At 69.6% G+C, this 14,349-nt stretch carries 13 protein-coding genes; all 13 read left to right on the top strand.

The features are described 5' to 3' along the window. The first annotated feature begins 372 nt into the window (after positions 1-372). The 13 genes from rplJ (at position 373) to AB0C78_RS49585 (ending at position 14,174) form a co-directional block, all read left to right on the top strand. A complete protein-coding gene (gene rplJ / locus AB0C78_RS49645; RefSeq protein WP_360762484.1) occupies positions 373-960 on the top strand; it encodes a 50S ribosomal protein L10 in 588 nt (195 codons plus the stop codon). 56 nt (positions 961-1,016) lie between these two features. Then, entirely contained in the window at positions 1,017-1,409 is a 393-nt protein-coding gene (gene rplL, locus AB0C78_RS49640; protein WP_151540396.1) for a 50S ribosomal protein L7/L12, read from the top strand. A gap of 640 nt (positions 1,410-2,049) precedes the next feature. Beyond that, complete coding sequence (locus AB0C78_RS49635) at positions 2,050-3,168, top strand: ABC transporter ATP-binding protein (RefSeq protein ID WP_360762481.1); 1,119 nt, start codon at positions 2,050-2,052, stop codon at positions 3,166-3,168. Next, positions 3,168-4,019: an ABC transporter permease gene (locus AB0C78_RS49630; protein WP_151543210.1), complete on the top strand. Its 852-nt coding sequence runs from the start codon at positions 3,168-3,170 to the stop codon at positions 4,017-4,019. The genes AB0C78_RS49635 and AB0C78_RS49630 overlap by 1 nt, the downstream gene beginning before the upstream one ends. Then, a complete protein-coding gene (locus AB0C78_RS49625) occupies positions 4,019-4,867 on the top strand; it encodes an ABC transporter permease (RefSeq protein ID WP_151543189.1) in 849 nt (282 codons plus the stop codon). The genes AB0C78_RS49630 and AB0C78_RS49625 overlap by 1 nt, the downstream gene beginning before the upstream one ends. 7 nt (positions 4,868-4,874) lie before the next feature. Further along, positions 4,875-6,185 (top strand): MCE family protein, encoded by a 1,311-nt coding sequence (locus AB0C78_RS49620; protein WP_360762477.1) that lies wholly within the window; start codon positions 4,875-4,877, stop codon positions 6,183-6,185. Next, positions 6,182-7,213, top strand: coding sequence for an MCE family protein (locus tag AB0C78_RS49615; RefSeq protein WP_360762475.1), 1,032 nt, complete (start codon positions 6,182-6,184; stop codon positions 7,211-7,213). The genes AB0C78_RS49620 and AB0C78_RS49615 overlap by 4 nt, the downstream gene beginning before the upstream one ends. Then, complete coding sequence (locus AB0C78_RS49610; RefSeq protein WP_360762472.1) at positions 7,214-8,296, top strand: MCE family protein; 1,083 nt, start codon at positions 7,214-7,216, stop codon at positions 8,294-8,296. It abuts the gene before it with no gap. 30 nt (positions 8,297-8,326) lie between these two features. Next, the gene (locus tag AB0C78_RS49605; protein WP_360762469.1) at positions 8,327-9,598 is read left to right on the top strand and encodes an MCE family protein; all 1,272 of its coding nucleotides are present in this window, start codon (positions 8,327-8,329) and stop codon (positions 9,596-9,598) included. Next, the gene (locus AB0C78_RS49600) at positions 9,595-11,019 is read left to right on the top strand and encodes an MCE family protein (protein ID WP_360762467.1); all 1,425 of its coding nucleotides are present in this window, start codon (positions 9,595-9,597) and stop codon (positions 11,017-11,019) included. Before AB0C78_RS49605 ends, AB0C78_RS49600 begins: the two co-directional genes overlap by 4 nt. Then, entirely contained in the window at positions 11,016-12,509 is a 1,494-nt protein-coding gene (locus tag AB0C78_RS49595; RefSeq protein WP_360762465.1) for an MlaD family protein, read from the top strand. The genes AB0C78_RS49600 and AB0C78_RS49595 overlap by 4 nt, the downstream gene beginning before the upstream one ends. 10 nt (positions 12,510-12,519) lie before the next feature. Continuing rightward, a complete protein-coding gene (locus AB0C78_RS49590; protein WP_360762462.1) occupies positions 12,520-13,008 on the top strand; it encodes a hypothetical protein in 489 nt (162 codons plus the stop codon). Beyond that, the gene (locus AB0C78_RS49585) at positions 13,005-14,174 is read left to right on the top strand and encodes a hypothetical protein (protein ID WP_360762459.1); all 1,170 of its coding nucleotides are present in this window, start codon (positions 13,005-13,007) and stop codon (positions 14,172-14,174) included. Before AB0C78_RS49590 ends, AB0C78_RS49585 begins: the two co-directional genes overlap by 4 nt. Positions 14,175-14,349 lie beyond the last annotated feature (175 nt).

Genomic DNA, 14,349 nt, shown 5'->3' with positions numbered 1-14,349 from the left:
ACCCCCTTGTAGATCTTCTATTGCTGGGTGAGGACCTTCGTCGGGATCCTGTGCGTGGCGTCCAGCATGTTGGGGGGGTCGAGGGTCCGCACCCCCCCCCCCCCCCCTCCGCCGATTTGGCCTCGCGCCGTCCCGGCACGTACTCTGTTGTCTGCCGAAGACCGCCGGTCGCCGTTCCGCGAGGGACGGCCGAAGGTCCCGATCCGTTCGGGCGGCCTGCGTAGGTGAGACGTGAGCCTTCCGCTTGGCCTTCCCGGGCCTGGCATGACGCCCCGTGCACACCTGCGCCGGGGCGTTTTTTGGTGGATCGGCGCCTGACCCGCGAGGGCCGGGCGCGGATCGTGACCACCCAGGTAATCGGAAGGAGGCCACATGGCTAAGGCCGAGAAGGCCGCGGCGATCGCCGAGCTCAAGAACGAGTTCGAGAGCTCCAACGGCGCCGTGCTGACCGAGTACCGCGGGCTGACGGTGGCGCAGCTGAAGGAGCTGCGCACCAACCTCGGCGAGACCGCGAAGTTCGCCGTGGTGAAGAACACGCTGACCAAGCGCGCCGCGAACGAGGCCGGTGTCGACGAGCAGTTCCGCGAGCTGCTCGAAGGCCCGTCGGCCATCGCGTTCGTCCGCGGCGACGTGGTCGAGGCCGCCAAGGGCCTGCGTGACTTCGCCAAGGCCAACCCGCTGCTGGTGATCAAGGGCGGCTTCATCGACGGCAAGTCGATGGACGCCGCGGAGATCACCCGGCTGGCGGACCTCGAGTCCCGCGAGGTCCTGCTGGCCAAGCTGGCCGGTGCGATGAAGGGCTCCATGGCCAACGCGGCCGCGCTCTTCAACGCCCTGCCGACGCAGGCGGCCCAGCTCGCCGAGGCGCTGCGCGCCAAGCGCGAGGCCGGCGGCGAGACCGCCGAGGCCCCCGCCGACGCGCCGGCCGACGAGGCCGCCGACGAGGCACCCGCCGAGTAGGCACCCGCGGTTCCCCGTAAGACCCCAGATCGTTAAGCCATAGCGGAGGAAACATCATGGCGAAGCTCAGCACCGACGAGCTGCTCGACGCGTTCAAGGAGATGACCCTCCTCGAGCTGTCCGACTTCGTGAAGCAGTTCGAGGACGTCTTCGACGTCAAGGCCGCCGCGCCCGTCGCGGCCGTGGCCGCCGCCCCCGCCGCCGGTGCCGCCGGCGGTGGCGAGGAGGCCGCCGCGCAGGACGAGTTCGACGTCATCCTCGAGGGTGCCGGCGACAAGAAGATCCAGGTCATCAAGGAGGTTCGCACGCTGACGAGCCTCGGCCTCAAGGAGGCCAAGGACCTGGTCGACGGCGCGCCGAAGCCGCTGCTCGAGAAGGTCAACAAGGAGACGGCCGACAAGGCCAAGGAGGCCCTGGAGAAGGCCGGCGCGACGGTCACCGTCAAGTAAGGCGCTCCGGAGCGTCCGGGGCCCGCGCGGCTCCGCTGCTCTTTCGAGGCGGCCGTCCCACCTTCGGGTGGGGCGGCCGCCTCTTTTCGTCCGGGGCGCCCCGTGCAGGCGGACGGGCGCCCCGGACGGACGCCCCGGACGGGCGCCTGCGCAGGTGGACGGGCATGCCGTCGGGTCCGGGAGCGGACGGGTTGTCGTGGAGGTGCAAGGGAGGGTGCGTTCCAGGTGGGTTTCCTGTGGGGGAGTGATAAAGAGCTGGTGAAAAGCGTGTGCCGGGGCGGGTTGTGCGGTAGTCGGCGGTCGGCGTAGCGTCCCGTTCTGGCGCTGTGGCCACACCCGGCCGCTCCTGTCCCGGCCGGCGGTTCCAGCGCGCCGCCGCACCCCCCGCTTGAGGCGCCGGTTCTTGGACCACTAGTCTCATAGGGCCCGTAAGTAACGATTGTCTTACGACGTCGGATTTTGCCGCTGATCTGGGGTGGAACCCCTTCCATTTGGACGGGGGGCCGCTACGGTAGTGGCACCCGTCACGGCTACCGGACGGTAGCAATGAGGCGGACACGAGGTGTGACGGGCAGACAGAGCCAGAGTGCTACTCGCTCATTGGTTCGGGATTCCCCCCGGCCTGGACGAAAGGTGACGAGTGGGCGTCGAGATCAGAGTCGAGGGCCTGACGAAGTCCTTCGGCCGCCAGGTGATCTGGCAGGACGTGTCGCTGACCATCCCCGCAGGTGAGATCTCCGTTCTTCTGGGCCCGTCCGGTACCGGCAAGTCGGTGTTCCTGAAGTCCCTCGTCGGCCTGCTCAAGCCGAACCGCGGGCACATCTGGATCGGCGACAAGGACCTTCCCTACCTGCCCGAGTCGCAGCTCTACGAGACCCGCAAGCTGTTCGGCGTGCTGTTCCAGGACGGCGCGCTGTTCGGGTCGATGAACCTGTTCGACAACATCGCCTTCCCGCTGCGCGAGCACACCAAGAAGTCCGAGTCCGAGGTCAAGCGCATCGTCCTCGAGAAGATGGAGATGGTCGGCCTCCTCGGCGCCGAGTACAAGCTGCCCGGCGAGATCTCCGGCGGTATGAAGAAGCGCGCCGGCCTCGCCCGCGCCCTCGTGCTGGACCCCGAGATCCTGCTGATCGACGAGCCGGACTCCGGCCTCGACCCGGTCCGCACCGCGTTCCTGAACCAGGTGTTCATCGACCTGAACGCGCAGCTCAACGCGACGTTCCTGATCGTCACCCACGACATCAACACCGCCCGCACCATCCCCGACAACATCGGCCTGCTGTACCAGCGGCACCTGGCGATGTTCGGGCCGCGGGAGATGCTGCTGTCCAGCGAGGAGCCGGTCGTCCGGCAGTTCCTCAACGCCAGCAAGATCGGCCCGATCGGCATGTCGGAGGAGAAGGACGCCTCCGAGCTCGAGGCCGAGTCGAAGATGGGCCTGGACTCCGGCAAGCTGCCCCCCATCCCGCCGCAGCAGATGCCCAGCAACGGCATGCTGCGGGCCGGCATGCACGCCCCCGGCGCCTGGTGCGCCGCGCACGGCGTCACGCCGCCGCCCGGGTCGTTCATCGACGACCTCGGCCGCAACTGGGTGGAGGAGTGGCCGCGGTACGTGGCGTCCATGTCCGCCGGCGCGGCCGCCGCCCCGGCGGCCCCGGGCGGACCGCCGCCCGCGGGCCCGCCGCCCGGCGGCCCGGGCGGGCCCGGCATGTTCCCCGGCAACCCGCCGCCCGGCGCGCCCGGAGGTGCGGCGTACTGATGTCCACTCCTGGTATCGGCGCGGACCAGCGAGGGGGCAGGCGGGCCGGAGGCTCCTCCGGCACGCTCCGCAAGATCGGGGACGGCGCGGCCAACGTCGCGATCAAGGAGCCCGGCCGGTTCTTCGCCCTGTGCCTGGACACGGCGCGGCAGCTGTTCCGCCCGCCCTTCCAGTGGCGCGAGTTCATCGAGCAGGCCTGGTTCATCGTCAGCGTCACCGTCGTCCCCACGATGCTGGTCGCCATCCCGTTCGGCGGCGTGCTGTCGCTGCAGGTCGGCGGGCTCATCCGGCAGCTCGGCGCGCAGTCCTACACCGGTGCGACCGCGGTGGTCGCGATCGTCCGCGAGGCCAGCCCGCTGGTCACCTCGCTGCTGGTCGCGGGCGCCGCGGGGTCGGCGATGTGCGCCGACATCGGCTCCCGCAAGATCCGCGAGGAGATCGACGCCATGGAGGTGCTCGGGATCAACCCGCTGCAGCGCCTCGTGGTGCCGCGCACCCTCGCGTGCGCGTTCGTCGCGCTGTTCCTGAACGGCCTGGTGTCGGTGGTCGGCCTGCTCGGCGGCTACTTCTTCAACGTCGTGCTGCAGGACGGCACGCCGGGCGCCTACCTCGCCTCGTTCAACGCGATCGCGCAGCTGCCCGACCTGGTGCAGGCGGAGATCAAGGCGTTCGTGTTCGGCATCACCGCCGGGCTCGTCGCGGCCTACAAGGGCCTGAACGCCAAGGGCGGCCCGAAGGGCGTCGGCGACGCGGTCAACCAGACCGTCGTCATCACCTTCATGCTGCTGTTCGTCGAGAACTTCATCATCTCGACGCTGTACACCCAGTTCGTCCCGGCGAAGGGCATGTGATGGCGGCCCCTACCAAGGCGGGCAAGGCCGTCAACCGGGCGATCAGCGCGCCCCTGGACCGGCTGGACGACTTCGGCCACCAGATGTCGTTCTACGTCCGCGCGTTCGCGTGGACGTTCCGGGTGCTGCGCCGGTACCGGACCGAGGTGCTGCGGCTGCTGGCCGAGGTGAGCCTCGGCACCGGCGGGCTCGCGGTGATCGGCGGCTCGGTGGTGATCGTCGGGTTCATGACGTTCTTCACCGGCAGCCAGGTCGGCCTGGAGGGCTACGAGTCCCTCGACCAGATCGGCACCGCCGCGTTCACCGGCTTCATCGCCTCCTACTTCAACACCCGCGAGATCGCGCCGCTGGTGTCGGCGCTCGCGCTGTCGGCGACGGTCGGCTGCGGGTTCACCGCGCAGCTCGGCGCGATGCGGATCTCCGACGAGATCGACGCGCTCGAGGTGATGGCGGTCCCGTCGATGCCGTTCCTGGTCACCACCCGGATGATCGCGGGGATGGTCGCGGTGATCCCGCTGTACGTGGTGGGCCTGCTCGCCTCCTACGGCGCGACGCGGGTGATCGTGACGATGTTCTACGGCCAGTCGTCCGGCACCTACGACCACTACTTCCACCTGTTCCTGCCGCCGCACGACATCTACTGGTCGTTCGGCAAGGTGATCATCTTCTCGGTGCTGGTGATGCTGATCCACTGCTACTACGGCTACAACGCCAGCGGCGGCCCGGCCGGCGTCGGCATCGCGGTGGGCCGCGCGGTCCGCACCAGCATCGTGGTGATCAACGTGGCGGACCTGCTGCTCGGCATGGCCATCTGGGGCACCAGCACCGGCGTCCGGATCGCGGGGTGACGCGGCCATGAGCGAACGCATGCGCTACCGCGTGCTCGGGCTGGCGATGATCCTGGTGATCGTGCTGCTGCTGGCGCTGACCGTGGCGTTCTACAACAAGTGGTTCACCCCGGTGACGAACGTGAAGGTCGCGACGGAGCGGGCCGGTCTGCAGCTGCTGCCGCACGCGGACGTGAAGGTGCGCGGCATCATCGTCGGCGAGGTGCGCGGCACGCACGTCACCGGGAACGGCGCGACGCTCGACCTCGCGCTGGACCCGGGCAAGGCCAAGCTGATCCCGAACAACGTGCAGGCGCGGCTGCTGCCGAAGACGCTGTTCGGCGAGAAGTACGTCGACCTGGAGATCCCGCAGCAGGCGGGCCCGCAGGGCCTGCGCGCCGGGCAGACGATCCAGCAGGACCGCTCCCAGCAGGCCGTCGAGATCAACAAGGTGCTGGACGACCTGCTGCCGCTGCTGCAGGCGGTGAAGCCCGCGGAGCTGAACACCACCCTGAACGCGCTGGCGACGGCGCTGCAGGGCCGCGGCGACCAGATCGGCCAGGACATCGACGAGGCGAACACGCTGCTGAAGAAGGTCAACCCGCAGCTGCCGACGCTGGTGCACGACCTGCACGGCCTCGCCGACGTGTCCGACATCTACGACCAGGCCGCGCCGGACCTGCTGCAGACGCTCCGCAACATCAACGTCACCAGCCGGACGATCAGCGACAAGAAGGCGACGATCGAGCAGCTGATCCCGGCGACGACCGCGCTCGCGCAGGACGGCGACGCGTTCATGACGCAGAACGCCCCGAAGATCGTCGGGGTGAACATCGCGAGCCGCGCCGGGCTGTCGCTGATCGCCCGGTACTCGCCGTCGCTGCCGTGCGTGTTCGCCGGCCTGGTGAAGCTGCGGCCGGAGGCCGAGCGGGTCGCGGGCGGCAACGGGTCCAAGACCTTCAACCTGACCGTCGAGATCGTCAAGCCGCGGCCGGGCTACAAGTACCCGCTGGACCTGCCCGAGGCCAAGGACCAGCGGAACCCGCGCTGCTACGGGCTGCCGAACCCGAAGGTGCCCTCGCCGGACTACCTGGCGCTGGACGGCACCGAGGACGACCTGTGGTGGAAGAACCCCGACGACCCGAACGGGGGTAGCGGCGCCGGCTCGCGCGGCCGCGGCATCTCCGACGTGTTCGTCGACCCGGGCTCGATGAGCGAGAACGAGAAGATCAAGAACATCGTGGGGCCGATGACGCGGACCCCCGCCGACCAGGTCTCCGACGTCGCCTCGCTGATGTACGGGCCGCTGCTGCGCGGATCGGTGGTGACGATCAAGTGAAGACGACCAGCGCCGCGGTCAAGCTCGGCATCTTCGTGGTGCTCACCGCGCTCGCCACCGGCGTGCTGGCGATGACGATCTCCAACGCCCGGTTCGGGCCGTCCCGCGAGTACAAGGCGATCTTCACCGACGCGACCGGGCTGCTCGACAACGACGACGTGCGCGTCGCGGGCGTCCGGGTCGGCCAGGTGAAGGGCATCAAGCTGTACCACGGCAACCTGGCCCAGGTGACGTTCAGCATCCAGAAGAGCGGGGTGTTCGAGGCGGGGCTGCCGGCGTCCACGCAGGCGCAGATCCGCTACCGCAACCTGATGGGGCAGCGGTACCTGTCGCTGAGCGACGGCGCCGGGCAGGCCAACACGTACCTGAAGTCCGGCGGCACCATCCCGGTCGCGCAGACCCAGCCGGCGCTCGACCTGACCGCGCTGTTCAACGGGTTCCACCCGCTGTTCCAGGCGCTGGAGCCGAAGGACGTCAACACCCTCGCCACCCAGATCGTCCAGGTGCTGCAGGGCGAGGGCGGGACGGTCAACAGCCTGCTGTCGCACGTGGCGTCGCTGACGAACACGCTCGCCGACCGCGACCAGGTGATCGGCGACGTGATCGACAACCTGAACAACGTGCTCGGCACCATCGACGACCGGCACCAGCAGGTCGAGCAGCTGATCACCGACCTGCGCGGGTTCGTCAGCGGGGTGTCCGGCGACCGGCAGGCGATCTTCGACTCGGTGTCGGCGATCGACCAGCTGACCGGGACCACCGCGGGCCTGCTGAAGCAGTCCCGGCCGGGGATCAAGAGCGACATCGCCGGGCTGAAGCAGCTCACCGGCACCCTCAACGCCAACAGCGGCGAGCTGAACGCGGCCCTGGAGGGCTCGCCGAAGACGCTGCAGAAGCTGGTCAGCATCTCCCAGTACGGCTCCTGGTTCAACATGTACATCTGCGGCCTCGACGCGCGGGTGCGGCTGCCGGGCGGACCGGTCTACCAGACGCCGGCGATCGTGAACGAGAACGCGAGGTGCAAGTAGATGAGGATCCCGTTCCGGGAGCGCAACCCGGTCCCCATCGCCCTCGTCGCGTTCGCGGTGATCGTGCTGGCGCTCGTGCTGGCGATGAACATCGGGAACATCCCGTTCGTCAACGGCGGCACCACGCACACCGCGACGTTCGCGGAGGCCGCCGGGCTGAAGTCGGGGGAGGAGGTCCGGATCGCCGGCGTCAAGGTCGGCAAGGTCACCGGCCTCGACCTCGACCACGGCCGCGTCAAGGTCACCTTCCGGGTGGACAAGGACGTGAAGCTCGGCGACCGCACGCAGGCCGACATCAAGATCAAGACGCTGCTCGGCCAGCATTTCCTCGCGCTCACCCCGCGGGGGACGGGCAAGCTCGGCCGCAACATCCCGCTCAAGGACACGCACACCCCGTTCGAGGTCGTCCCGGCTATCAGCCAGCTGAGCCAGCGGGTCAACGACATCGACACGGTGCAGCTCGCCAAGTCGTTCGACACCCTGTCGGACACCTTCAAGAACTCCCCACCGGAGGTGAAGGCGTCCCTGCAGGGGCTGCGGCGGCTGTCGAACACCGTCGCCTCCCGCGACGACCAGTTGCACGAGCTGGCCGGCAAGGCCAAGGACGTCTCGCAGCTGCTCGCCGACCGCAACCAGGACTTCGCCAAGCTGGTCCAGGACGGCGACAAGGTGCTCCAGGCGGTGCAGGCCCGGCGCGCGGTGATCCACCAGCTGCTGATCAACACCGTCTCGCTGTCGCAGCAGGTGAACGCGCTGATCAGCGAGAACCAGGCGCAGCTGAGGCCGATGCTGGACAACCTCACCAAGGTCAACAAGATCTTGCTGAAGAACCAGGACAACCTGGACCGGACGATCCAGCTGTTCGCGCCGTACGCCCGGCAGTTCTCCGACGTCGTCGGCACCGGCCGCTGGTTCGACTCCTACATCCAGAACCTCATCCCGATCCCCGCCTCGATCCAGGACGCCCCGAAGAGCACGGGCACCGGGACGGGCGCCACGAGCCAGGGCGGCGGTCAGAACAAGCAGAACGGCCGGACCGGTACCGGCGACAACAGCGACAACCCGTTGCCGTTCCTCCCGTGAGCAGGCAGGTTCCTAGTGCGTAACTCCGCGTTGATACTTCGCCTGGGCGGCGCGATCCTCGCCGTCGCGGTGCTGGCGGCCGCGCTCGTCCTGCTCCTGCAGGAGCCGAAGCAGCGGCACATGACGGCGTACTTCACCAAGACCGTCGGCCTCTACAAGGGCGCCGAGGTCCGCATCCTCGGCATCCCCGTCGGGGAGGTCACCAGCGTCAAGCCGGTCGGCGACGCGGTGAAGGTCGAGCTGAAGTGGGACGCCAAGTACAAGGTCCCGGCGAACGCCCAGGCCGTCATCGTCAACCAGACCCTGGTCGCCGACCGCTACGTCCAGCTCACCCCCGCCTACACCGGCGGGCCCGTGCTGGCGGACGGCGCGACGCTGACCACGAGCCGCACCCAGGTGCCGGTCGAGGTGGACGAGGTCAGCGGCAGCCTGAACGACCTCACCAAGGCCCTCGGCCCGCAGGGCGCGAACGCCACCACCCCCGACAAGCAGCAGGGCTCGCTGTCGCGGCTGCTGCAGGTCGGCGCGGCGAACCTGCAGGGGCAGGGTGACGACATCCGGCAGACGATCGCCGACACCTCGCAGATGCTGAGCACGCTCAGCACCGACCGCGGCGACATCGCCACGACGATCAGGAACCTGCGGATCATCACCGACACGATGAAGGCCAACGACCAGCAGATCCGGTCGTTCAGCACCCATCTGAACGGGGTGTCCGGCCAGCTGGACGGGGAGAAGGAGGAGCTGAGCGCGGCTCTCAACACCCTCGCCCCGACGCTGCGGAACGTGCAGAAGTTCATCAAGGACAACCGCACGGAGCTGTCGTCGAACGTGCGGCAGCTCGCGCAGGTCACCGGCGTGCTGGTGAAGGAGAAGGACGCGCTCGCCGAGGTGCTGACCGCCGGCCCGCTCGCCATCAACAACCTGGCCCGCGCCTACGACCCGATCAGCGGCACCATCCACACCCGCGACAACTTCCGCCAGTTCAACAACCTGGCGGACTGGGTGTGCTCGCTGGCGTACTCGGTCGGGACGCCCGCCAAGCAGTGCCTCGACTTCGTCAAGCCGTACAACGGCATCGGCAAGGCGCTGGCCGGGGTCAGCCTGGACCTGTCCTGGATCACGGCGCTGACGACGCACTACGACCCGGTGCCGATCCCGCCGGACGCCTACGGTCCCGGCGGCCGGAGCGGGTCCAAGAGCACCACGACGTCGAAGAACGCCAAGACGTCGAAGACGAGCACGGCGAACGCGCACGACCCGAAGAGCATCACCTCGCTGCTGCCCGGAGGTGCCGGATGAGCAGGACACCCCGCAGGCGCGCCGCGACGGCCGCGACGGCCACGATGGCCGCGGCAGGCAAGGCCACGTCCGGCACGGTCGCGTCCGGCACGGTCGCGTCCGCCAGGGCGGGCAAGGGCCGGGCGCTGCCGCGGCGGACGAAGCTGCTCGGCGCCGCCGCCCTCGCGGGCGTCACGGCGCTGTCGGGCTGCTCGTTCAACGGCGTCTCGTCGCTGCCGCTGCCCGGCGGCCCCGACCTCGGCCCGAACCCCCGCACCGTGAAGATCGAGTTCGCGAACGTGCTGGACCTCGTGCCGCAGTCGGTGGTCAAGGTCAACGACGTGTCGGTCGGCAAGGTCACCAAGGTCGACCTCGCCGGCGGCAGCGCCGGCTGGCACGCCGTCGTCACCGTCAAGGTCCGCGGCGACGTGAACCTGCCGGACAACGCCACCGCGACCATCAGCCAGACGAGCCTGCTCGGCGAGAAGTTCGTCCAGCTGTCGCCGCCGGCCGACCAGGCGCCGACCGGGCGGCTCGGGTCCGGCGACGTGATCCCGCTGTCGCGCACCGGCCAGGGCACCGAGATCGAAGAGGTGCTGTCGGCGATGTCGCTGCTGCTGAACGGCGGCGGCATCCAGCAGGTCGCGACGATCAGCCACGAGCTGCAGGCCGCGATGAGCGGCCGCGAGGGCTCGATTCGCGCGGTGCTGCAGGAGGTCAACACCTTCGCCGGGACGCTGGACACCAACCGCGCCGCGATCACCCGGGCGCTGGACAGCCTCGACCGGCTCACCGGCAAGCTCTCCGACGAGCGCAAGACGATCAGCGACACGATCGACGAGACCGGCCCGGCCATCACGATCCTGAAGCGCAACCGGGCCGACCTGACGAAGATGCTGGTCGCGCTGAACAAGCTCAGCCGCACCACCACCGACGTGATCGACAAGTCGCAGGCGAACTTCGTGGCGAACCTGAAGGACCTGAACAAGATCCTCGCCAACCTGAACAAGGCCGGCTCCGACCTGCCGAACGCGCTGCAGTCGCTGATCACCTTCCCGTTCCCGCCGACCTTCGCCAACGTCATCGAGGGCGACTACGGCAACGTGAAGCTCACCGTCGACCTCGACTTCAACGACCTCGCCCAGAACCTGCTCGGCGGCACCGACCTGGAGAACCAGATCGGCAGCGGCAAGCAGATGCGCAACATGCTGCAGGTGCCCAACGTGACCCTTCCCGACTCGCCGCTCGGCTCGCTGCCGCAGTCGTCCGGCGGCGGCGCCGGCGGGCTGCCCGGCCTGCCCGGCGCGACGACGCCGGCGCCCACGCCGACGCCGACCAAGGGCGCGAAGAAGACCGGCACGAAGACCGGCACGAAGACCGGCGCGCTGGCCCCGGCCCCGGGCGACGACGGTCTGCGGACCCTGATGGGGGGCCTCTGGTGATCCTCAAGCGCGGCGTCATCATCCAGCTGATCGCCTTCGCCGTGATCACGGTCGTCGGCGTGACGATCGTGCTGGTGAACTACATCGGCGTCGGACGGCAGGTGCTCGGCAAGCAGTACACCGCCTTCGTCGACCTCACCGACTCCGGCGGCGTGTTCACCAACGCGGAGGTCACCTACCGCGGCGTCCCCGTCGGCCGGGTCGGCCCGATGTCGCTCACCAAGGACGGCATCAGGGTCAAGCTGCAGCTCGACCGCGGCAAGCGGATCCCGCGCGACGGCACCAAGGCGATCGTCGCGAACCGGTCCGCGGTCGGCGAGCAGTACATCGACCTGGAGCCGACCAAGAAGACCGGCCCCTACCTCGACCAGGGCAGCCCGTACACGATCCCGGCGAGCATGACGTCGCTGCCGGTGCGGACCGAGGAGCTGCTCCGCAACGTCGACCAGCTCGTCGGGTCGGTGAACACCAAGGACCTCGGCACGATCGTCGACGAGCTGGACAAGGCGTTCAACGGCTCCGCGTCGGACCTGCAGTCGATCCTGGACGACACGCACCGGCTGCTGCAGACCGCGAACCAGGCCTACCCCGACACCAAGCAGCTGCTCGACAACAGCGTGACGGTGCTGGACACCCAGCGCAGCGAGGCCGCGAACATCCGCGGCTTCGCCCGCAACCTCAACGACTTCACCGCCTCGCTGCGCAAGGACGACCCGGCGCTGCGGCAGACGATCGACAACGCCCCGGCCGCCGTCGACCAGACCCACAAGGCCATCGACCAGCTGGCCCCGACGCTGCCGACGCTGCTGGCGAACCTGTCCACCACTGGGCAGGTCATCACGTCGCGGCAGAACGGCCTGCGGTCGCTGTTCATCCTCTACCCGGTCGAGGTGGCGGGCGCGTTCACCGTCACCCCCGGCGACGGCACCCAGCACCTCGGCCTCGACCTGAACATCAGCTCGCCGCCCGCGTGCACCAAGGGCTACGAGGGCGTCAAGCACCGCTGGCCGCAGGACACCTCGCTGCGTAACCCGCCGCTGGACGTCGGCTGCAAGGCCCCGCACAACTCGTCCACGGACGTGCGCGGCGCCCGCAACTTCCCGAAGGACGCGCTCACGCCCGTCCCGCAGCTGCCCCCGGGCGCCACCGCCGGCGCGGGGTTCCCCGCGGGCGGCGCGTACGGGACGGGCTCGGACTCGGGTTCCGGCTCGGGCTCGTCCGAGGCGAAGGGCAAGGGCAAGAGCTCCGGCGACGGCTCGGCGAACGGCAAGGCCGCCGCCGCGGCGGCCGCCCCGACCGGCGAGCTGTCGAATGGTCGGCTGTACCTGTCGTATCCGGCCAATTCAGTGGAATTCGCTGGATACGATCCGTCGACGGGCGCGGTCTACGGCCCGGACGGCAAGAAGTACGTCATGCCACGGACCGCCGGCAATCGTGAGTTGGGAGATTCCTCGTGGAAGTGGCTCATGCTCGGACCCCTGAGCCAGTGAGGCGGGGCCGATGAGACGCCTCTCGCCGCAGATCGCCACGCTCGTCCTCGGCGTGCTCGCCGTCGCCCTCGCCGTCTTCACCGGCGTCTACTCCGTCCGCGTGTACCACGGCGAGGACGCCTCCGACCAGCGCGCGAAGGCGACGCAGTCGGCCCGCCAGATGGGCGTCAACCTGATGACGATCAGCGCGTCGTCCGCGCAGAAGGACCTCGACCGGATCGTCGCGGGCACCACCGGCAACCTGAAGAACAAGCTCTCCTCGCAGTCCAAGACGCTGCTCGGCACGCTGAGCCAGACGCAGGCGAAGTCGACCGTCAGCCAGGTCGAGGCCGGGGTCGTCTCCATGGACGGCGACTCCGCCGAGGTGATGGTCTCCCTCAACGGGACCGTCACCAACCCCAAGGTGAAGGACGGTGCCCCGCGCGCCTACCGGTACCTGATGGAACTCAGCCGGGTCGGTGACCGCTGGCTCGTTTCCGATCTGGAGGTGGTCCCGTGACCATGCTCGGCCGGGGCAAGCGCTCCGCACCGGAGAAGGGCAAGGGCCCCCGCAAGGGCGGCGCGGCCGGCAAGGGCGGCGACGAGGGCGGCGAGGGCCGTCCCCGCACGGCCGCCGAGCAGGCCGCGCGGGCCGAGGAGGCCGCGGAGGCGGCGCGGCTCGCCGAGGAGGCCGCCGAGCGCGCCCGCGAGGCCGCGCGGCTGGCGCAGATCGCCGCGGACGCGGCCGCCGCCGTCGACGAGGCAGACGAGGTCGACGAGACCGCGGAGGACGAGGCCGAGGACGCCGGCGAGGCCCCCGGGAAGGCGGAGAACGCCGTCAAAACGGCTGTGAAGCCCCGCCGGACCAAGAAGGCCCCCGAAACCGCGCCGGAGGACGACGAGCCCGCAGCGGACGGCTCAGCGCCCGCTGAGGCGTCCGCCGCCGACGTCGACGAGGTCGAGACGGGCGCGAAGCCCGAGACCGAGGACGCCGAAGACGACTCCGAGGACGACGCCAAGGCGGAGACCGACTCCGAAGACGAGGACTCTGACGAGAACTCTGACGCTGAGGACTCTGACGAGGACGACGCGCCCGAGGCCAAGCGCGGCAGGAAGCTGAGCTTCAAGAAGGCCGCCAACGCCGAGGCCGCCGACGACGACGAGGACGACGACGAGGACGACGAGCCGGGGCGCCGCTTCGGCACCGGCGGGTTCACGCTGCTCGCCGTGCTGGTCGTCCTGGTCCTCGCGCTCGGCACAGCGTCGACGCTGCTGTTCCTCAAGCAGCAGAAGCAGAGCGCCACGGACGACGCCCGCAAGAACGGCCTGTGGGCCGCGTCCAAGGCCGCGCAGGAGCTGTCGTCCTACGACTTCCGGACGATCGACACCGACACCAAGGCCGCCGCCGCCATGACGACGGGCAAGCTGCACGACGACTACGTCAAGCAGATCCCGTCCTTCAAGGCGCAGGCGACCGCGCAGCAGCTCGTCGGGACGACGACGGTGATGAAGACGGGCGTGATCAGCGCGACCCCGGACAGGGTCGTGGCGCTGGTCTACGCCGACCGCTCGTCGGCCACCAAGAACGACAAGACGCAGCAGCTCCCCGAGTCGCTGCGGCTGAAGATGACCATGGTCAAGGTCCACGGGAAGTGGCTGGCCGAGAAGGTCGACGTCATCTCCTGACGATCGTCGTCTCCTGGCCATCGTCGTCTCCTGACCATCGGCGTCTCTGACGATGGGCGCCCGCCGGCGGTCCCGCCGGCACGCGAACGGAAGCCTCGGGCGACCACCCCCCCCCGCCGTGAGGCGCGGCCCGCCGGAGGGATTGGGCGTGGGTGTGGCCCCTGGGGCCCCCGCT

The organism is Actinomadura sp. NPDC048394 (assembly GCF_040651755.1).
Classification (GTDB): Bacteria; Actinomycetota; Actinomycetes; order Streptosporangiales; family Streptosporangiaceae; genus Spirillospora; species Spirillospora montaniterrae.
Note: the sequence above shows the minus strand (reverse complement) of the source record. Positions and strands in the feature narration are given on the sequence as shown.

What these genes read in the sequence shown, in the direction of transcription:
- rplL (WP_151540396.1), top strand. Translation starts at nt 1,017, where the DNA reads ATGGCGAAGCTCAGCACCGACGAGCTGCTCGACGCGTTCAAGGAGATG.
- AB0C78_RS49600 (WP_360762467.1), top strand. Translation starts at nt 9,595, where the DNA reads ATGAGCAGGACACCCCGCAGGCGCGCCGCGACGGCCGCGACGGCCACG.
- AB0C78_RS49630 (WP_151543210.1), top strand. Translation starts at nt 3,168, where the DNA reads ATGTCCACTCCTGGTATCGGCGCGGACCAGCGAGGGGGCAGGCGGGCC.
- AB0C78_RS49620 (WP_360762477.1), top strand. Translation starts at nt 4,875, where the DNA reads ATGAGCGAACGCATGCGCTACCGCGTGCTCGGGCTGGCGATGATCCTG.
- AB0C78_RS49590 (WP_360762462.1), top strand. Translation starts at nt 12,520, where the DNA reads ATGAGACGCCTCTCGCCGCAGATCGCCACGCTCGTCCTCGGCGTGCTC.
- AB0C78_RS49610 (WP_360762472.1), top strand. Translation starts at nt 7,214, where the DNA reads ATGAGGATCCCGTTCCGGGAGCGCAACCCGGTCCCCATCGCCCTCGTC.
- rplJ (WP_360762484.1), top strand. Translation starts at nt 373, where the DNA reads ATGGCTAAGGCCGAGAAGGCCGCGGCGATCGCCGAGCTCAAGAACGAG.
- AB0C78_RS49625 (WP_151543189.1), top strand. Translation starts at nt 4,019, where the DNA reads ATGGCGGCCCCTACCAAGGCGGGCAAGGCCGTCAACCGGGCGATCAGC.